We start from the raw sequence: 19,720 nt of genomic DNA, 5'->3' as shown, positions 1-19,720 counted from the left end.
AAGTCTCGCGCCTCATGCCTCACGCCTCCTCAGGCGCTACTCGGCTTCGGCGGTCACGATCTGTTCGAGGACCGCTGTGTAGAGGGACCGCTTGTCGGGACGCACGTGGTCGGCGGCATGCCGGAGAGCGGGGATCGCCGGCGTGCCCAGGGAGATGAGCCCCTCGGCCGCGGTCCTGCGGACGACGGGATGGGGGTGCTCCAGCAATCCGGTCACGGCGGGGATCGCCGCCTCCCAGGTCGCGTGACAGAGGATCCGGATCGCCGTGCGCACCACGTCCGGCCGGGGGTCGGCCAGCAGGACCGACGTGTGGTGCAGGTAGGTCTGCCGGTCCAGCAGGGCCCGCGAGGTCCGGTGGGCGTGCAGGCGGACCTTGGGCTTGGGGTGATGGAGCAACTCACCGATCAGGTTCCGCAGGCCGGGGTCCCGGTCCGGGTCCGGTCCGCTGTGTCCCTCGGTCAGTCGCGTGAGTGCCCGGCGTATCCGCACCGGGTCGCCGGTACGGGCCAGGGCCAGCAGCTCCTCCCGGGACGGAGGTCGTGACGCGCCTGTCGACGCGGCCGGGGCGCGGTCGCGGAGTGCGGCCAGCGCGGCGGCGTCCTTCCGTACGGCGTCCGGGCGGCGCAGCGGACCGTCGACGAGGAGCAGCCGGTCCGCGAGGTCGTCGCGCCCTTCTGCGCGCAGCCGCCGGCAGGTCCGCTGCAGCGCAGGGGTGCGCAGCAGGGACCGCCCGACGAGCAGGTCGAGGAACCCCCAGGCGCCCGCGTCGAGGCGTTCGCCGAGGTGCTCCGCCAGCACGTCGGCGGGGACCCGGCGCAGCGCCTGCCCGGCTGCGGAGCCGCTGGACGGCGGGCCGTGCTCCCACCAGTCCAGCAGCAGCGGGACCAGCGGTTCGAGGTCGCACGGGTCGAGCCGGCCGGCCACGAGGGCCACCCGGTCGTGCAAAACGTCGTCCCCGCGGAGTTCCGGCTCACCGAGGGCGCTCAGCGTGCGGGCCAGGTCGGCGTCTACGGGCACGTCGATGCGGCCGTGCAGAAACGCCCGGAGTACGGGAAGCCTGGTCTCGGGCTCGGGCCACGCCAGGAGCGCCACAGCCGCAGTGTGCCGGCGGTCCGGAGCGGACGCCTGGAGCATGGCCAGCAGGCGCTCGCGCAATGCGGTCGAACGAGGCTGGTCGAGGTCGTCGATGCGAACCGTCCTCGGTCGCGGCGGCGGCGCGTGAGTGGTCTCGGCGATGGTCCAGGGTGGTGCGTCGAGGGGCTGGATGTCCGTCATCCAGTCGATGAGGGCGGCGCGGACCTCGGGCGCGGCGGAGGCGTAGACGTCGATCAGTGCGGTCAGGCGGTCCCGGGAGCCCGGGATGCCGTCGTGCTTCCCGCAGCGTCGGCGGAACTCCTCCAGGGCGCTCGGTGTGCGTACGGCGGCATCCAGCGCGGCTCGCCACTCCTCGGCCCTGGCCGGCGCGGTGGCCGCAACGGACTGCGGGGACGGCAGGGGGTGCGGGGACTGCGGGGACTGCGGGGCGGCGAACGCGTCCCGCAGCACAGCGGTCTCGGCCTTTCGGGGGTGGGCGCCCAGCCGGGCCGAAGCGAGTGCCTGCTCCAAGTCGGCGCGGACCAGCACCGCGCCGAGACTGCGGAGCAGCGTCAAGGTGGACGGGCTTCCCGGGCCTCCCTGGCTCCCCGGGCTTCCCGCGGGTGCGGCAGGCAGCCCGCGTACCACGTCGGCGACCGCGGGCTTCAGAGCCGTCGGCAGCGTAGGCGCGACCGCTTCGAGTACCGCGATGAGGCTGTGCCGGTCTTCCGCCTCGGCCTCGGCGAGGCCTTCGAGCCTGTCGAGCCTGTCGAGCCTGTCGAGCCCGTTGAGCCCTTCGAGCCCGTCGAGCAGGACCCGGATGGAGCGGGCGAAGGCCGCGAGTTCCTCGGTCGTCCACGGTGCGGGGCAGAGCCGGAGCGTGAGCCGCAGTACGCGAGCTCGGACCGCGGGTTCGGAGCCGGCCAGGCGAAGCCAGTCCGGCAGCATGGGCCGCAGCACCCGCAGCCGGGTGGGGTGCGGCAGCTCGTGCCGTACGGCGAGGCGTAGCGCGACGGGCGGATTCCAGCCCTCCGTGGTCAGCGACCTGATGTCGAGGTCCGCTCCGCGGTCCGCCCCGGGGCTTGGCGCGGCGGGCGTGGCGATCCCGTGCTTGGCCAGGGCCGTCGACAGGTCCTCGACCGTCCCGGAAGCGAGGCCGACGTGACGGGTCGCCACCAGGGTGAGCAGGGTCGGTGCGACCCGTGACGCCTGGTCGTCCAGTGCGAGGACCGAGCGCGCGGAGAGGACGCCGTCGAGGCCTGCCAGCAGCAGTTCGCGGGCGCGACCGCCTTCGCTGTGTTCGGCGGCCGCGAGGACGGTCGCCGGGTACGCGTCGCCGAGGATGGCGCGCAGCGCCTCGACGAGCGTGCCGCGCAGGCCTGGATTGTCGTGCTGCCCGAGCCAGAAGAGCAGGGCCGGCACCGCCGTGGGCGAGCTCGCGCGGACGAGAACCCCGGCGGCGGTCTTCTTGATGTTCATGTTCGGATGGCCGAGACATGCGGCGATCGCGGTCGAGGCCCAGCGGGCCCGCGCGTGACCGAGGGCGAGCAGCGCCTGCCGGACGGTCTGGATGTCCTGGGCGGCGGTCAGCGTGATCAGGGTCGCCGACAACGCCTGTGCGTCGTCCCCCGTGGCGTCGCGGGCGAGCAACGCGATCACCTGCTTGCGCACGCGCCGGTCCCGGTGCCGCAGCAGGCGGTGTGCCCGCGCGCGGGTTCCCGCGTACGGGGCACGGAGCAGGAGTTCGAGCAGGATCGCCTGCTCGCCGCTCGACAGTCCGGGCCGGTCCAGCAGATCCAGCGCCAGGGTCGCGACGAGGGCGTGTCCGGCCTCGTCCGGAGTCGCCGCGTCGAGCAGGCAGGACGGCCTGATCCGTCCCCGCTCGTGGAGACGACGGCCCAGGCCACGGAGGGCGTGCAGGATCTCCTGGGGTACCACGGGCTCCCCGGCCGGCTGTCCGCTCTCGTCCCGCGGGGTGCTTGCGCCCGGCTCCCAGGACACCGCCAGCTCGGCCACGATGCGCAGGAGCAGGTCCGCGATGACCGGCAGCGTTCCGGCGCCGCCGTGGGCCGCCAGCCTGCACAGCGCCGCCACCGGCTCGTCCGGGTCCAGGTGGGAACTCAGCAGGGCCAGTTCCTGCTCGTCCGGGCCACCGAGATCCGCCGCGATGCGCGCCGGCAGATCGGCGGGATCGAGGCGGACGAGGAGGCCGCGCCGCTGGGACGGATCGTGCGTCAGATGCCACAGCACTTCAAGGGCGCGGTGGCGCACCGCGCGCAGATGCGGTGCGATCACACCCACGCTCTCGTCCGTGGCCAGACCGAGCCCGTCTCTCAGCGCTGTCACCGTCCGGGGCCCGCCGATGGCCTCCAGCGCTCCCAGGGCGGCTGCCGGCGCCGATGGCAGGAGAGCGATCACGGCGTCTTCGGCCTCCGCATGGCGCAGCGCGCGGATCGCGTCGAGGAACGGCCCCGGGGCGGGAGCCGAGGGAAGAAGGCGTGCGATCGCGTCCCCGATCGGCAGCTCCCCCGTCCCCTGCCGGGCCAGGGCGACCAGCAGTGTGAGCCGCCGCGGCCAGCTCGGATCGTCGGCGGCCGCGTCCACCAGTACGCGGAACATCACCTGTCGGCAGGTGAACAGGATCGTGGCGACCTCGTGGGCCGGAATCGAGTGGTCGGCCAGCGCCAGGCCGATGAGGGACGGGACGTGCGGAGCGTCCGGGAAGTGCCCGCGCCGGTGCAGCCCGCGCAGGCACGTCAGCGCCGGCCCGCCGAGCAGCAACGTGTCCCGGGCGGCGATGGCCGTCACCGCGCCGATGTCACCGCGGTCCGCCAGGTCACCGAACAGTTCCATCGCGCGCCGGCGAAGGCCCGGCGGCAGGCCGGGGTCCTCGACGACCTGCCGCAGCAGGACGCCGTGCCTGTGATGGGCCGCAGCCGCGAGTGCGGCATCGGCCACCTGGGGATGGGTGTGCACCGCAGCGGCAGCGAGGAAGGGAGACAGCAGTCCCGGCGGCAGGCCGTCCAACGCCGCCCATGGCTGGCCGAGTTCGCCCAGGGTTGCGGCGACGACGTCTGCGCCGGCGGCACCGAGCAGGCTGATCAGACGTTCGCGCACGAGTGCGGGGGCCAGCAGACCGGCGTGCAGCCCTTCGCGGGCCAGCCGCAGTGCCTCGGCCTGCAACACCGCGTCGCCGCTGTCCACCAGCTCGTCCACGAGCTGCTCGGGCCGGTGCACCCGGGTGAGGGTCGTTTCCCGCACGGCCTGGTAGAGCAGTTCGCCGGGAGGCTCCTTGCGGATCGCGGTCGGCTCGTTCAGAAGCTCAGCGCGCAGCCAGGCGATCCGTACCCGGGCCGGCAGGTCGGCCGTACGCCACGACGGCCGGCCACCTCCCCGGAGGTACGGCCCCAGTCGCTCGTGGAGCCGCGCAAGGAGGAGCGCCGCCTCCGGAGGTCCCTCCACGGATGCCGGCAGCAGCCCGGCGAACTCGGCCATCTCGAACTCGGTCGTCTCGAACTCGTCGCCCGTCCGGCCCGACGTGACGCGCTCGGCCAGAAGGAACAACCCGAGGTGCCGCAGGCGGGGATCGCCGTGCCGGAGGAGACGTCCGAAGACGGCCGGCGTGCAGAGCCGCGCGTCAAGATGGCCGGTCAGCCAGTCGACGTCGGCTCGACACAACGCATCGTGGAAGGACTTGTCTGCCGGCGTCGTCATCGTCGGATGCTAGCCGGGACGTTCCCGGCCCCACCAGCGAGAATCAGGCGATGCGTCCATAGGGGGCTTCTGGCGGGCTTCTGGCGGCTTCTGGCGTACGAGCAACCGATGTCGGGGTAGCCGGAGCGCCTGCGGGAAGCATCACGGGTGTGCGCCGAACCCCTCCCACCCTGGCCGCCCTCGCCTTCACCGCCGCCACGTTCTGTGTCCTCGTCCCGCCCGGACCGCCCGCTGCCGCGGCCCCTGCCGCCGTAGCCTCGGCCGCCGCCGCATCTGTTGCCGCTGCTGCCGCCGCGGCTGCCGGGACGGTCCGGCTGACCAGCTACAACATCTGCGGCAACATGTGCTCCAGTCCCCCGTACGATCCGGCGCGCCGGATCGCGGCCGTGGCCGCCGAGGCCGAACCCGGCGGCTGGGACGCCGACCAGCTCTTCCTCCAAGAGGTCTGCGAGCACCAGTACCGCGGGCTCCTCGACCGCCTGGGCCCGCTCGGATACGCCGGGTTCCACTCCGCCACGCTCCCGGCCGGGAACCCGGCCATCTGCGAGGGCCACGCGTACGGGAACGCCGTGCTCGTACGCGGCCCGGTCTCGGACACGGCCGAACTCGACCTGACGGTGGGCGGCGAACGCGAGCCGATCACGGTGCCCTGCGCCCTGAACTCCCTGGCGGACCGGCCCACCTGGTCCTGCTCGGTACACCTCTACTGGGACGACGGCACCCTCGCGGTGCCCGAAGCCGACCGGCTGGCGGCGCAGGCCCGCCGGTGGCTGGACGAAGGGTTCACGGTCGTCCTCGGCGGAGACTTCAACCACTCCCCACGCACCGCCACGCTGTCGCGCTTCTACCGGCCGGAGCGGGGGGACGGTGCCGACGGGGCCTTCACCGAGGCCGACGAGAGCGACCCCGAGTTCTTCGACGCCGCCGTCTGCCCACCTGCCACAACCTCCGCATGCCGGTCGGGCGAGGTGACCTTCGGCGCGAAGAAGCTCGACTACCTCTTCCTCAGCGCCCCGCACTTCGGCACGGCGAGCGCCGACGCCCTCCCCCTCGACACGGCCGTCTCGGACCACAACCTGCTGCGCGTCTCGGCCACCACCTGACCCGGCGCCCACGACCACAGCGGCCGGGGCTGCTCAGCCCGTCTGTTCCGGCCCGCTGACCCAGGCCCGCCCGTATCGGCCCGCTGGCCCCAGGCCCGCTCACATCGGCCCATCCGGCCCGGACCGCAGCCCTCCACAACGCGCTGATACGGTGCCTGTGTCCGGTTGATCCCGGACCTGACCCGCAGACAGGGACGCGCCCCGCAAGGACGGTCCGCCGGTGCGGCCGGCCCCTGACCTCCCGCCGGGCCCGGTCGGTCGGCCGTCGGCCAGGCGGCCGGACACGCCGGGGTGCCCCGCTCCGGTCCGCACGGCAGCGCCGGCCCACCCGGCGGGCGCGCCACGCCGGGCGCGGCCGACCACCGACACTGCCGAAGGAAGCACGCATGACCGACCAGACGCCCCCCACCACCCCGGACGCGGCCGCGGACCCGCTGCGCCACGTCTACCTGCGGCTGGCCGCCGCCGCGACCATACCGGCGGAGGCCGCCCACCAGTTCGGCTACCTGCGGCCCGTGGCCACCGACCTGCTGGAGGGCATCGCGTACGACACCCCGGACAGCGTCCGCCTGCTGGACGACCAGGACGTCGCCCGGGTGGACCGCGACGTGCTCTACGCGGCCGCGCGCGCCAACCTGCTCGCCGAACCGGTGGGTTACGACACGCTGGAGCGGCCCGGCGGCGCCGTCCTCCACATCATCGGCGGCGAGTCCGTGTACGCCGCCAGCAAGGCACTCGTCTTCGAGGAGGCGGTCCGCGCCGCGGGCGGTCCCGAAATCCCCGCCGAGGGAGCGCTGCTGACGGTTCCGAACCGGCACAACCTCGTCTTCTACCCGCTCGCCGACCACCACGTGGGCGAGGCCGTCAACGACCTCGCCCAGTTCGGCCTCGGCGCCTACGAGAACGGCCCCGGAAGCCTCTCGCCGCGGGTGTTCTGGTGGCGGGCGGGCAGCCTGACCACGATCACCGTCCTCGACGACGAGACCAAGACGATGAGCATCGCCCCGCCGCCCGAGCTCATGGACACGATGCGCCGCCTCGCCGGCGCCGGGGCCTGAGCTCCCTCCCGGGTCACGCATGGTTCGGGGCGCCCGAGTACGTCCGGTACCCGGGCGCCCCGGCGCCGCGCGCTGCACGGCGCGGAGGCGGCGCCACCGGCCCCGTCGGGCGGCCGGCCGAGGACGCCGTCGGCCCCGCGGTCAGCGCACGGCCAGCGTGTCGCGCAGGCGCCGGGCCTGCTTGAGCAGCTGCGACGAACCCGGCCGCTGCGCGAGAGCGGTGACCTCGGGCAACTCCCCGTGCGCGCCCGACAGCCGAGCGGAGTCCGCCGCGACGGCCAGCAGCGCCCCGTGCGCCTGCGGCCGGGTGCACGCCAGGAGGCCCGGGAGCGCCGGGGCCAGGACCGCCCACACCGCCGCGGCTCCTTGGGGCAGGGCGGCCGCCGCCCGTAGCGACTCGGTCAGCAGGGGCACCTTCAACGTGCCCAGCCCCACGAGTTCGGTCGTCTCCCGGCCCAGCAGCTCCCCGTCCAGCCGGCCCCGCGAGGCCAGCAGGACCAGTGCCCGCGCGGCGGCCTCCCGGTCCCGCTCGCGGCCGGAGGCGAGTCCGTACGCGACGGCCAGGTGCACCGCAGGGCCGGCCGGGCCCTCGGCCGCGGCCAGCGCTTCCAGGAACACGGGCGCTCCCGGGCCGTCCTGGTCGGCCGCCGAGGCGACACCCGTCAGCAGCCGGGCCGCGGCGATCTCCGGGTGCCAGGGCAGGGTCGCGACGGTGTGCGCGTCCCGGCCGTCCGGCAGGGACGCGTGGGGGCAGCCGATGTGCGGCTCGAACGTCCGGAACAGCGACCAGAAACGCCGGGGGAAGGCACCGCGGCCCTCGACCGCCTCGTGACCCACCAGGATCCTGCGGCCTGTCCGTGCTCCCCGGCGCTTGCTCGGGCGCTCGGGCTCACCGGACTCACGCTCCCGCCACCACGCCGGTGGGGGCAGACCGCCCTGCCGCAGCCAGGCGGCCACCCGGGGCCCCTCCTCCAGCTCCAGCTTCTCCGCGGCGCGCACCACTTCGGGCTCGATCGGTCCGCCGCAGCGCAGCAGCGCCTGCCCCAGGTCCGCCGGGCCGGGCCGGACGCCCAGCCGCCCGTACTCGGCGAGGCGCGCGACCAGTTCGTGCGGCTCCACCGCCCCGGTCGGCCTGCTCGGCACGGACAGCAGGAACGGAACGGGATCACCGGCCCGCAGCCGCGCGCCCAGTTCCACGAGGCGCGCTCCCGCGACGTAGTCGAGCGCCGCGTGTCGGCACAGCTCCAGCCAGCCCGCCCCGGCGTTCTCCCAGGACTCGTCGGCTCGTACCGGCCCCACCGCGGCGCCGACGATGCCGGCGACCGAGCGCACCTGGGAGTGCGACATCACCGTCACCTCACGCGGGACGGACCGCAGCGCCGCGGTCACTGCCTCCCGGTCCCGGTAGGCGTGACTCACCACGGCGTTGAGCACGCGTTCGAACGTCTCCACGCCGGGGTCGCGCCGGTCGGCCAGCACGGCCGCGACCTCGTCGGCGAGCCCGCCCGGTGACGGTGCCGCGAATTCCCCCTCGATCATGTGACGAGGCTAGACCGTCCCACTGACAGCCCCGGTGACGGCGGTGGCGGCACTCCACCACGACGTCCACCGACCAGGTCCGACCATGTCCGACCACCCTGGTCAACGGGTCACCAGGTCACGTCGGGCCGCCGGCCGACCGGTGCCCCTCGTCTTCGCGCCGGTCGACGAGGATGATCGCCACGTCGTCCGCCAGCGGGCTCTGCGTGTGGCGGAGCAGGGCCAGGCGCAGCCCGTCCAGGAACTCCTGCCGGGGGAGGTCGCGCATGGTCACCATGGCCGCGGGCAGGTCGAAGAAGGTGTTGTTCCGGTCGCGGGCCTCGATGACGCCGTCGGTGCACAGCAGCAGCCGGTCCCCGGGTTGGAACGGGTAGCTGTCCGTCCCCACGGGAGGACCGCTGATGAATTCCTCAAGGCCGAGCGGCGGCAGGGGGGCGGTGGGCAACAAGGGCTGGACCGTGCCGTGGCGCAGCAGCAGCGGTGGCGGATGGCCCCGGTTGATCACCTCGATGTGAGGGCCGTCCGGGATCTGGACGACGAGCGCCGTGACGAAAGCCTCCAGGAGGGCGTCGTCAGCGCCGGCCGTACCCGCGCCCGCGCCCGCGACGACGGCGTCCCGCCGCAGGGCCGCTCCGCAGTGGTTGATGACCTCCGCCAGGTCGTCCTCGTAGTGCACGGCCTCCCGGAAGGCGCCCAGCACGACCGCGGCGGCCCGTACGGCGGGCAGTCCCTTGCCCCGGACGTCCCCGACGATCATCCTGACCCCGTACCGGGTCTGCACCGCGTCGTACAGATCCCCGCCGATCTGCGCGCCCTTCTCGGCCGCCAGGTACATGCTGGCCGCGTGTACGGGGCCCAGCCGGTCCGGCACCGGCCGCAGCAGGACGTCCTGGGCGGCCGTGGCGATCCGGCGGACCTGGTTGAGCTCGCCCTCCCGGCGCGTGCGCGCGGCGCGGCTCGTGATGAAGCTCGCCACCGTGACCAGGAACAGGGCGAGGAAGTTCGTATAGACCTGCTGCCCACCCCAGGATTGGTTGTAGGTGGCGGTGGTCACGCTGACACCGACGGCCACCCCCGCCGCCACGAGCGTGCCCTTGGGCCCCAGCGTCACGGCCGCCAGCGCGGGTGTGGCCACCAGCAGGGGGCCGGTGTACACGACGTGCATGGGCGTGAGCTCGATGAGGAGCACCAGCAGGGCGAGCGCGAAGGGCAGGCACTCCGCGAGCGCGAAAAGGACCTGGTGGTGTCCGCCGGCTCCCGGTCCCGGGGGCGAGCGCAGGGGCGCTCTCATGAGTACAGCCTGCCTCTCCGGGACGCATGGCCGCCACTCCGGTCCCCGCCCTCCCCGTGGCCGTCCGGCCGCTGCAGGAACGGGGTGTGCGCGGAACCGGGCGGCCGCGGCCTCGTCCGGGCGGATCCTGAGGCTGGTCGCCGGCTCTGCCGCCTGTTCGACGCCCGTCACCACCCCCGCGACCAACGTCAGATCGACATGGGCCATTCGCAGCGCAACGGCCCCAATTTCGCTTCACAAGTTGAAGTGGTGAATCACAGCCAATGATGCTGAAAAGACCGGCAAAAGACCGGAATGTTCGAGCGCGGAGGGTGATGGCAACGTTGCCATTACGTTAACTATTCACTTCTTGACGAGGGTGTCGACGCCGAGTTGACTGCCCCTACCTCGGCCGCAACGACACGGCCTCGTCAGGGAGGTTTACATCGTGAACGCACAACTGGGTCGGGCCGCCGTAGCAGTCGCCGCTTCCGCACTCGCCGCCGTCTCGCTCACCGCTTGCGGTAGCGGGGACGACGCCGACGGAAGACCCGGGGGCTCCGCGAAGGGCGACGACATCAAGGTCGGCCTTCTGCTTCCCGAGGACCAGACCTCGCGCTACGAGAAGTTCGACAAGCCTCTGATCGAGAAGGAGGTCGCCATGCTCACGCGCGGCAAGGGCAAGGTCCTTTACGCCAACGCCAAGCAGGACGCGACCGCCCAGAGCGCCCAGGTCGACGCGATGATCGCCAAGAAGGTGGACGTCCTCATCATCGACGCGGTGGACTCCAAGGCCATCGCCGGCGCGGTCAAGAAGGCCAAGGACGCCGGAATTCCGGTCGTCGCCTACGACCGCCTGGCCGAGGGCCCGATCGACGCGTACACCTCGTTCGACAACGAGGACGTCGGCACCGTCCAGGGCAAGGCCCTGCTCGAGGCGCTGGGCGACAAGGCCAAGGACGGCCAGATCGTCATGATGAACGGTTCGGTCATCGACCCGAACGCCAAGGACTTCAAGGCCGGCGCGCATGCCATCCTCGACGGCAAGGTGAACGTCGGCAAGGAGTACGACACGGTCGACTGGAAGCCGGAGAACGCCAACGCCAACATGGCGGCCGCCATCTCTGCCCTCGGCAAGGGCAAGATCGTCGGCGTCTACTCGGCCAACGACGGCATGGCGGGCGGCATCATCAGCGCCCTCAAGACCGCCGGCGTGTCCCCGCTGCCGCCGGTCACCGGCCAGGACGCCGAACTCGCCGGTGTGCAGCGGATCGTGGCGGGCGAGCAGTTCATGACCGTCTACAAGCGGTACGCCCCCGAGGCCGCGGCCGCCTCGGAGATGGCCGTCGCCCTGGCCAGGGGCGAGAGGATCGACGGCATCATCAACCAGCTCGTCGACAGCCCGACCACCAAGCGCGTGCCGTCGATGCTCGTCCCGGGCGTCGCCCTGACCAAGAGCAACGTCAAGACCACCGTGGTCGACGACGGCGTCTACACGATCGCCGAGATCTGCACCGACCGGCTCAAGTCCGCTTGCGAGGAGATCGGCCTGAAGTAACGGGGCTCCGGGGCCGACCGCACGGCACTGCCGAGCAGGGAGGCCCCCAGGCCCAGGTCAGCTCGGGGAGGTCGGGCGGAGTACCGCGATCTCCGGGCCGAAGGCGACCACGAGCCGCCCGCACGGCGCGGTGCTCAGGAGGTCCACCGGCAGCGGGAGCACGTACTGCTCGTCGGCTTCGCGCCCTGTCGTCGGATCCCAGAACTCCACCGTCCGCCCGTGCCCGGTGGCCACCACCGGCCGTCCGTCCCTGACGGTGACGGCCACCGTCCCGTTGGGATCCGTCCCGGAGAGCTGTGCGCCACCGTTCTGCCGCATGGTGGCGAGGTCCCACAGGCGGACGGTCTTGTCGCGGCTCTTGCTGATCGCGGCGGGCCGCCCGTCCACCACCGTGGCGGCCACCGACGTCACCCAGTCGGTGTGGCCGGTCAGGGGTTCGCCGATCTGCCGGCCGGTGGCGAGGTCCCACAGCCGTACGGTCTTGTCCCAGCTTCCCGTGACGGCGACGGGCCGGCCCTCCAGGACAGCCGTGGCGACGGCGGTGACCCTGCTGGTGTGCCCGGTGAGAGGCTCGCCGATCTGCCGGCCGGTGGCGAGGTTCCAGATGGCCGCGGTTCGGTCGCTGCCGGCCGTGACCGCGACGGGGTGACCGTCCAAGGTCGCGGTGGCGATGGCCAACACCCGGCCGTGGTGGGTGAGTACGGGTTCGTGGGCGTCTCGCCCGCCGGCCAGATCCACGACGCGCAACGTGGCGCCCGGACCAGCGGTCACGACGACGACGCGCCCGTCCACGACCGCCGTGGACATGGCGGCTGTCTCACCCTCGAGGTCGGTGACGGGGGCGGCAGCCTGCTGCCCGGTGGTCAGGTCCCAGGTGCGCAGGGTGCGGTCCGCGCCGGCCGTGACGGCTACGGAACGGCCTTCGAGCACTGCCGTGGCGATCGCCAGTACGGACCCGGTGTGCTCCGCTCCACGCAGGCCGGTATCGCGGGCCCCGGCGAGGTCCCAGACGCGAAGGGTGTGGTCGGCGCCCGCGGTGACGGCCACCGGACGTCCGGCCGCCGTCGTGGTGGACACGTCCCAGACCTGGCCGGTGTGGCCGGTCAGCGGTGAGCCGTGCTGACGCCCGGCTGCCACGTCCCACACCCGTACGGTCTGGTCGAGAGCGGTGGTGACGGCGAGGGTGGCCCCCGGCTCCCCCTCCGTCTGCCCCTCCGCCTCCGCCTCCGTAATGTCCATGCTCCACACCCGGTCGGTGTGGCCGGTGAGGGGCCGGCCCACGGGAAGCTTGTTCGTCGCGCGGACCACCACCGTGCCGTCCTTCTCCGCGGTGAGGACGACCGCGCCCTCTTCCCGCACCGCACGACTCCCCACCTGGACCGTACTGCCCCTGCTGGACCCGCCGTTCTCACGGCCGGAGAGCAGGCGCCACAGCGGGCCCTGCTCCTCCGCGTCGACCGAGGGGGCCGAGTCGGCGGAGGGGGCCGAGTCGGCGGAGGGAACAGGCGGCCGGCCCTCCGGGGCGATGCTGTCGATCACGCGCATGCCGTCCGTGCGATGGTGTTCGGTCGTCAGGTCCCAGAAGCGCAGCGTCCCGTCCGCTCCGGCGGTGAGGGCGACGGTGCGCCCGGCGAGCACTGCGGTCTCCTGACCCCGTACCGATACGCCGTTCCGGCGAGCGGGGGCGAGGTCCCCGATGAGCTCGGGCTCTTCGTGGTCGAGGCCAACGGCGACGACTCGCCCCTGCACCACGGTCACGGTCGACGCAGCGGGCAGGTCCTCCGCCTCGGAGCGAGCCGGGTCGTCGCCCGGAGCGATGTCCACCGGGCGGCCGGTGGTCAGATCCCACGCGCGGGGCGCCGGGTCGACCTCGGCGGTGAAGGCGACCAGGTGCCCGTCGAGTTCGGCGGTCCTCACCACCTCAAGGGACTCTCCCAGTTCGCTGCCCGTACTCAGGTCCCATACGCGTACGGTGCGGTCGGCGTCGATGCCGTCGACGGTGAGGACGACGCGGCGACCGTCCAGCGTCGCAAGGCCCGTCGCCCAGGGGAACGAGCCGACCTGGCGGCCGGTGAGCAGGTCCCACACACGCAGGGTCCGCGCCCCGCCCCGCGTGAGGACGACACCACGCCCGTCCAGCTCCGTGCTCTCCACGAACCTGACGCATTCCCCGGCCGCGCGGCCCGTGGCCAGGTCCCAGACGAGGACCGTCTCGTCGGCGTACAGCGTGAACGCCACCGGCTTCCGGTCGAGCACCGCCGTGGCCACGGACCGGACCTCGGCCGTCATCGACGACACCAGGTCGGTGGGGCCGGTGACGGGATGGTGGAAGGGGACGCCCGTTGCCAAGTCCCATATGCGCACCGTGGCGTCGCGGCTGCCGGAGACCGCGACCGGCGTGCCGTCGACGACCGCCGTCGCCACCGCCGTCACCGGGCCGTCGTGGCCGACGAGGGTGCGCAGCAGTCGGTGGTCCGGCCCGCTCGCCCAGTCCGCGGTCCACGCGGCAGGGGCTTCGCCGGGCAGTTCAGCCGCCGCGAACCATGCGGCCAGCTCCCGGTCACCGAGCCGGGCGGCGTCCAGGGCCAACACCTGGCGGCGCAGGCCCGCCCCGAGGGTCCGGTGCACGTCGACCGAGGACCGGTACACCGCCGCGACGAACCGGGCCTCCGGATCGCGCGCCCGGTCCAACAGCTCGAGTGCGCGGCCCGGTTCGGCCGCGACCAGCAGCCCCGGATTCGACAGCATGGCACTCACGTCGTGGGGCGCACCCTCGGAAGTCTCAGACATGACCCAGAGGCTAGGCGCTGGTTCTGACATCAGCCCTTTCCGCACGCCGCAGCAGGCCTGCCCAGGGCTGGGGCCGAGCCCCCGAGCCGCACTCCGAACCATTCCCCAAACAATGTCTGCAAAAATACTATGGGAAAACTCCCGGGCTGCCTTACCCTCCCGTCATGGTCAGCGAACAGCACGAGCACGAGCGCGTACTCGACCCCGAGCAGGACGCGGCGGCCCTGAAGGCGCTCACCCATCCCTTGCGCATCCGGCTGCTCGGCATGCTGCGGCAGGACGGCCCCGCCACCGCGAGCGAACTCGCGGTCGCAACAGGGGAGTCGTCCGCCGCGACCAGTTATCACCTGCGGGTGCTGGCGAAGTACGCGTTCGTCGCCGAGGCCGAGCATCGTGACGGCCGGGAGCGGCGCTGGCAGGCGGTGCACGCCGTGACCTCCTGGAGCAACAAGGCCATGGAAGCCTCACCGGACAGCCGCGCCTACGTCAGCCTGTCGCGCAGGACCCAGATCGAGCACCTGCGGTCGTCTCTCGTCCGGCACGAGGCGGACACCGGCGCCGGTCGCCTCGGTCCGGAGTGGACGGAACCGTCAGGGATCAGCGACCTGATGCCCCGTCTGACCCCGGAGTCCCTCACCGAACTGTGGCAGGCGATCGACCGCAAGCTGGAGGAACTGACGGCCCGCGATGCGGGGGATCCGCGTGCCGCACAGGTGGTGCTCCTGACAGCCGGACTCCCCCTCGCACCGCGTGACCCCGGCGGGGAGCCGGAGACATCCTCCCCTGCGAAGCCGGATGCCGAGCCCGAGGTCGAGCCGCATACCGAGGAGGCATCGTGACCAGGCCGCCGCTGGACCCACCCGCCGCGTGCCGTCGGTACGTCACGGTGAGCGTCCTCTTCTGGCTGCCGCTGGGACTGGCCATCTCCCCCCTGGTCCTGCTCTTCACCGAGCGCGGCATGGCCCTGGTCGCCATCACGGCCTTCTTCGCCGCACACTCCCTGTCCGCCGCCGTACTGGAACTGCCCACCGGGGGCCTGTCCGATGTCGTCGGGCGTCGCAGGGTGCTGGCCGCCGCCGGTCTGCTGAACCTGGCCGCTTTGACCCTCGTGGCCCTCGGCACCACTCCCTGGGTGCTCGCCGTCGGCATGACCTTGATGGGCGCGGGCCGCGCCCTGTCCAGCGGACCGGCCGAAGCCTGGTTCGTCGACACCGTCCAGTCTCACTCCGGCCCCGGCGCCGAACTGCGCACCGGTCTGGCCCGTGGCAGTTCCGCGACCTCCGCCGCGCTCGCGGCCGGCACCCTTCTCGGTGGAGGTCTGCCGTGGCTCTTCGGGCTCGCCCCCGGCCTCGGCACCTGGCTGGGCGAGTCCACCTCCGGGCTGGTGCTCCCGCTCTCCCTCCCACTGCTGCTGGGTGCTGCCGTCGAGGTCGTGTTCGTGCTGTACGTCCTGACCGCCCTGCCCGAGCCGCCCCGGCCACCTGCCACCCTGCGCGGCGTCGTCCGGGACGTTCCGGCGACCGTCATGGCTGGTCTGCGCCTCGCCGGACGCGACGCACTCGTCCGCCGGGTGATCCTGAGCGCCGCGGCCGCCGGGGCCGCCTTGGCCACGCTCGAACTGCTGACGCCAGGCCGTGCCGCAGGGCTCACCGGTACGTCGGAGTCCGGTGCGGTGCTCTTCGCGGGTCTCGCCTGCGCCGGTTTCGTCTGCTCGGCTCTCGGCAGCCACTTCGCGCCGTTCGTCGCGCGGCTCGCGGGCAGCGGCGAGCGCGCGGTGACCACGAGCCTGGGCATCAGCGCGGGCGGCCTGCTCCTGCTCGCGGCCACCGTCGCGGCCACGAGCCCGGTCGCCCTGGGCCTCGCGGCCGCGGGGTACGTCCTGGTCTACTTCGGTCTCGGCTCGGCAGGCCCGAGCGAGAACGACCTGCTGCACCGCCGGGTCGCGGGATCGGGACGCGCCACCGCCCTCTCCACGCAGTCCCTCGCCCTGCAACTGACCGCTGCCCTGGCCGGCCTGGCCGTCGGCATCCTTCCGGCGGGCCCGCTGCCCTGGCTGCTCGGGGGCACGGCCCTGCTGGCCGGAGCCCTGCTGTGGACCCGCCGCCGCAACGAGCCGGTGCCACCGGCCGGCGAGGCGGCACGACCGGCCACCACGCCGGAGCCGGCGCCGTTGCCCGAGCCGGCAACGGCGCCGCAACCGCAGCGCGTGCCGCCCTCCCCCGTCGCTGCCCCGGCAGGACAGCGACGGGAAGAGGGCCCCTCGTCCTGACTCTGCCGTCGGGTCAGCGGGCGGGGAGGGGCAGGGGCGCGGGGAGGAGCGAGACGGTCGGGGGCAGGGCGGGGGGTGCGGCCGGGGACTGCGTTGCCGGCGGCTCGGCCGAGCGGTTCTTCGCGGCGGGGTCCGGTGTGCGCGGCGTGGTGGTGCCGCACAGGGACTGGTCGCGGTAGTCCCTCATCGCGGCGTCGGCCGGGTGCGGGATGAAGGCCGTGTTGTCCGCGGTGAGGCGCTGGTACTTCATCAGGTTGTACCCGAGGGCGAACTGGCGGCTGCCGTCCGGGCTGGACATGGCCCACGTTCCGGCACCGAAGACGCCCCCGTCGTGGCCCCAGGCCGGGCCGCACGGCGTGTCCAGGGTGTAGATGCCGAGGCCGTAGCGCATGCCCACGGCTCCCGTCTCGTCCTTGACGTCGACGGTGGTGCGCATCTGGTCCAGCTGGCGGCGCGGCAGCAGGTCGCCCGTCAGCAGGGCGCGGTAGAAGGTGTTGAGGTCCTGCGGGGTCGAGATGAGTGCGCCCGCGGTGCCGGCCCAGGTCATGTTGTAGACGCTGTAGTCGCGCGGCGGGTCGATGAGCCCGTAGAAGTTCTCGTACATGCGGGCGTGCGCGCCGCGGATGTGCGGGTCGTTGCCCGGGAAGTAGGTGTCCCGCAGGCCCGCCCGCCGGATCACGTCCTGGGTGATCAGCCGCTCCGGGTCCTGGCCGGTCACCTTGCGGAGGATCTCGCCCAGCAGCACGTAGTTGGTGTTGGAGTAGGTCCAGTCGGTGCCGGGCTCGAACAGCTGCGGCCGGTCCACCCCGTACTTGATCAGCTCGGCGGGCCGTATCGTGCGGAAACGGTGGTCGTCCAGGCTGGTCGTGCTGCCCTCCAGCAGGGAGGGGAAGGCACCCGCTATGTAGTCGTTGATCCCGCTGGTGTGGTTGAGGAGCATGCGCACGGTCACCTTGCGGCCGCGCTCGCCGGGCAGGAGTTCGGGCACGTAGTCGCCGACCGGCCGGTCCAGCTCCACCCGGCCCTTCGCGGACTGCTGGAGCACGGCGACGGCGGTGAACGTCTTCGTCACGCTGCCGACGCGGTGGCGGAGGTCGGGGCGGACCGGGCGCCCGGTGGAGACGTCGGCGATGCCGGCGGCGCCGTCGAAGCGCTGGCGGCCGTCCCGGACGGCGGAGAAGATGCCGTACACGCCGGCCTCCTGGACCGCGTTCAGCCCGGCCTGCAGCTTGGCCCGGTCGAGGTGCTGCCGGGCCGCAGCCTGGGATTGAACGGGCAGCGGGCCCTGGCCCGCGGCGCTGGCGGCCGGGGCGAGGCCGGCGAGCAGGGCCACGGCGATGGCGCTCGCCGAGGCGGCGCGGCGCAGTCGCCGTGCGCGCCGGTCGGCGGGTCGGAGGGCAGGACGGTCGGCAGGACGGGTGTGGGGCACGGCGGCTCCTCGTCGGTGGCCCGTTGGGGCCCGGCGATCTTGGTCACCTCAATTCTTGACCCCCGACCTGCGGTGCGGACTCCTCCGCCAGGACGAACCGGGCATCAACCTGCAGAAGGAGAAGCACCTTGACAGGCCATTACATTTGTCACGTCCCCTCACGTCCCCTCACGCTCCACCGCATGACGCCACGCCTGTTCGCTCGCTCGCGGCGCTAGCTCGGCAGTTTCATCTCGGGGCGCGCGCCGATGGCCATGGCGCGACGCCAGATGAAGAGCGCGAGCGTCATGACGAGGATCAGCGCCGTGAGGATGACCAGTTCGATGCCCTGGACCTGCCAGCTGAAGGACTTCTCGGACTCGGCGGTCACGATGAGCACCTTGCGCACACCGGCGATCATGCCGACGACGAGGAAGGGTTCCGCGTTCAGTGCCCGGTCTCGGATGGTCAGGCGCACCGTGTGCAGGAGCTCGGCGACGATGAACAGCACCAGGCTGCTGTCCAGCGCCGACAGCACGATCGTCTGCTCTTCGTACGGTCCCCGGAAGGCCGCCACGACGTCGCCGACGACTCCGACCGCCAGCAGCGCGGCGAGCAGCACCAGGAACACCGCGACGACCAGGTGGATGACGTCCTCGGCCGTCTTCAGGGCGACCTGCACGCGAACGCCCTCGATCTTCTTGGACACCCCTGTCATGGACCGCATGCTAGGTCCACCGTACGAGCGAAGGCGGGCGCGGCCCGTGGCCGATCGGGTGACGGGGCCCGGCGCGGCCGTCCCGCCCTACGTCAGGCCGGGGCGGAACGCCCGTACGGCTCGCGAGAACAGCCGGAACCGGCGGGGCCACGTCGTTCCGCCGAGCCGGTCGACGTACAGACCCAGCTGGGGGTCGACGGCGCGCCGGCCTGTCTCCAACTGGACGGTCAGCGCCAGCTGCACGAGCTGTTCCAGCGCCGTCAGCGCCGGCACGGAGTCACGTGGCAGGGGTGCCGACACCTCGTACCGGTCCGAGGTCCGGTCCCAGGCCAGGCGTACCCCGCTGACCGGATGTACCACGGCCGTCCCGTCGGCCTCGGCGGCCGCGGCGGCGGTCGGCCCCAGGACCTCGCGGGCCTGCCGGGCGACCCCGTCCCAGGTGGCGAGGGCCGCGACCGGGCCGGTCGGGGCAGCGTCGGCGCGGAAGGTGATCACGTAGCGTCCGGGCACCCAGGTCCCGCCGGCGGCTTCCTCCGGGAGAACGTCGTCCGCCGGGTCATGCTCCTGCACGTGGGGAAACCGGCTGAGCAACCACTTCTCGGCGGTCACCAAGTCGCTCTCCCCCGCGCGGCCGACCCACCTCCGCAGCCGGTCGTCCGCCTCGGCCAGCACCTCCCCGGAGTCGACGGCCCGCTCGAAGCCGTACTCCAGCTCTTCCAGCTCTTCCAACTCCGCCGGATCGGCGGCTTCCGACTCCGTCGTCGCCTGCGCCTCGGTCGTCACCTTCGCCATCGGGCCGGACGGCGGCAGGAGCGCTCGCGCTCCATCGGTGCGTACGACCTCGTCGGCCGGTCCGTCCGCGACGCGGCGCCGGGTCAGCAGGAAGGACGTGGCGCTGCCGATCTCCTGGGCCTGGACGGCGAACACGTCCGGAGCGGGTCGCCAGGCCACCGTGCAGCGGAGGTACCCGTGCGTCGGATCGGCCAGGTGCGCGCGGGCCTCGGCGAGATCCGCGAAGGTGTACAGGTACCGGTCATCGATGTCGTCGGCGAACAGGAACACGGCCCCGATGCCCGCGTTCCCGCGCTCTGCCGGCGCGTCGCACACGTGCTCCAGGGCGAACGCCGCGAGCTCGTCCAACTGCCCGCCCGACGCCGCGCTCCGTGACATGAAGGTGCTTCCTCTCCGCCGACCGTTCTGCCCGCCGGATCATACGCGT

The 19,720-nt window shown here is 73.1% G+C and carries 12 protein-coding genes; 5 read left to right on the top strand and 7 right to left on the bottom strand.

The annotated features are described in order from the left end of the window. Nucleotides 1-36 precede the first annotated feature (36 nt). The gene (locus tag OG534_RS35435; protein WP_326586324.1) at nt 37-4,788 is read right to left on the bottom strand and encodes a HEAT repeat domain-containing protein; all 4,752 of its coding nucleotides are present in this window, start codon (nt 4,786-4,788) and stop codon (nt 37-39) included. Nucleotides 4,789-4,937: 149 nt separating this feature from the next. On the opposite strand from OG534_RS35435, the gene OG534_RS35430 reads away from it, so the two are divergent. Both OG534_RS35430 and OG534_RS35425 read left to right on the top strand, forming a co-directional pair. Then, nucleotides 4,938-5,891 (top strand): endonuclease/exonuclease/phosphatase family protein, encoded by a 954-nt coding sequence (locus tag OG534_RS35430; RefSeq protein ID WP_326586325.1) that lies wholly within the window; start codon nt 4,938-4,940, stop codon nt 5,889-5,891. 386 nt (nt 5,892-6,277) lie between these two features. Further along, nucleotides 6,278-6,949 (top strand): hypothetical protein, encoded by a 672-nt coding sequence (locus OG534_RS35425; RefSeq protein WP_326586326.1) that lies wholly within the window; start codon nt 6,278-6,280, stop codon nt 6,947-6,949. A gap of 141 nt (nt 6,950-7,090) precedes the next feature. On the opposite strand, the gene OG534_RS35420 is transcribed toward OG534_RS35425, so the two are convergent. Beyond that, nucleotides 7,091-8,488 (bottom strand): hypothetical protein, encoded by a 1,398-nt coding sequence (locus OG534_RS35420; RefSeq protein WP_326586327.1) that lies wholly within the window; start codon nt 8,486-8,488, stop codon nt 7,091-7,093. 118 nt (nt 8,489-8,606) lie between these two features. Then, entirely contained in the window at nt 8,607-9,779 is a 1,173-nt protein-coding gene (locus OG534_RS35415; RefSeq protein WP_326586328.1) for a PP2C family protein-serine/threonine phosphatase, read from the bottom strand. Nucleotides 9,780-10,206: 427 nt separating this feature from the next. On the opposite strand from OG534_RS35415, the gene OG534_RS35410 reads away from it, so the two are divergent. Beyond that, nucleotides 10,207-11,316: a sugar ABC transporter substrate-binding protein gene (locus OG534_RS35410; RefSeq protein ID WP_326586329.1), complete on the top strand. Its 1,110-nt coding sequence runs from the start codon at nt 10,207-10,209 to the stop codon at nt 11,314-11,316. Between the two features lie 57 nt (nt 11,317-11,373). Here OG534_RS35410 and OG534_RS35405 read toward each other — a convergent pair whose 3' ends face one another. Beyond that, on the bottom strand, nt 11,374-14,106 hold the full coding sequence (locus tag OG534_RS35405; protein ID WP_326586330.1) for a WD40 repeat domain-containing protein: 2,733 nt from the start codon (nt 14,104-14,106) through the stop codon (nt 11,374-11,376). 164 nt (nt 14,107-14,270) lie between these two features. Here OG534_RS35405 and OG534_RS35400 point away from each other — a divergent pair, with 164 nt between their 5' ends. Together OG534_RS35400 and OG534_RS35395 are read left to right on the top strand one after the other, a co-directional pair. Then, a complete protein-coding gene (locus OG534_RS35400) occupies nt 14,271-14,945 on the top strand; it encodes an ArsR/SmtB family transcription factor (RefSeq protein WP_326586331.1) in 675 nt (224 codons plus the stop codon). Next, complete coding sequence (locus OG534_RS35395; RefSeq protein WP_326586332.1) at nt 14,942-16,375, top strand: MFS transporter; 1,434 nt, start codon at nt 14,942-14,944, stop codon at nt 16,373-16,375. Before OG534_RS35400 ends, OG534_RS35395 begins: the two co-directional genes overlap by 4 nt. Nucleotides 16,376-16,388: 13 nt before the next feature. Here OG534_RS35395 and OG534_RS35390 read toward each other — a convergent pair whose 3' ends face one another. The 3 genes from OG534_RS35390 to OG534_RS35380 all read right to left on the bottom strand — a co-directional run bounded on the left by OG534_RS35390 (nt 16,389) and on the right by OG534_RS35380 (nt 19,671). After that, on the bottom strand, nt 16,389-17,804 hold the full coding sequence (locus tag OG534_RS35390; RefSeq protein ID WP_326586333.1) for a serine hydrolase domain-containing protein: 1,416 nt from the start codon (nt 17,802-17,804) through the stop codon (nt 16,389-16,391). Between the two features lie 214 nt (nt 17,805-18,018). Next, entirely contained in the window at nt 18,019-18,501 is a 483-nt protein-coding gene (locus OG534_RS35385) for a phosphate-starvation-inducible PsiE family protein (RefSeq protein WP_326586334.1), read from the bottom strand. A gap of 87 nt (nt 18,502-18,588) precedes the next feature. After that, on the bottom strand, nt 18,589-19,671 hold the full coding sequence (locus OG534_RS35380; protein WP_326586335.1) for a hypothetical protein: 1,083 nt from the start codon (nt 19,669-19,671) through the stop codon (nt 18,589-18,591). Nucleotides 19,672-19,720: the final 49 nt, after the last annotated feature.

This window comes from Streptomyces sp. NBC_01294 (assembly GCF_035917235.1).
Lineage (GTDB): Bacteria > Actinomycetota > Actinomycetes > Streptomycetales > Streptomycetaceae > Streptomyces > Streptomyces caledonius.
The sequence above is the reverse complement of the archived record's forward strand: the minus strand, read 5'-3'. Positions and strand labels throughout refer to the sequence as shown.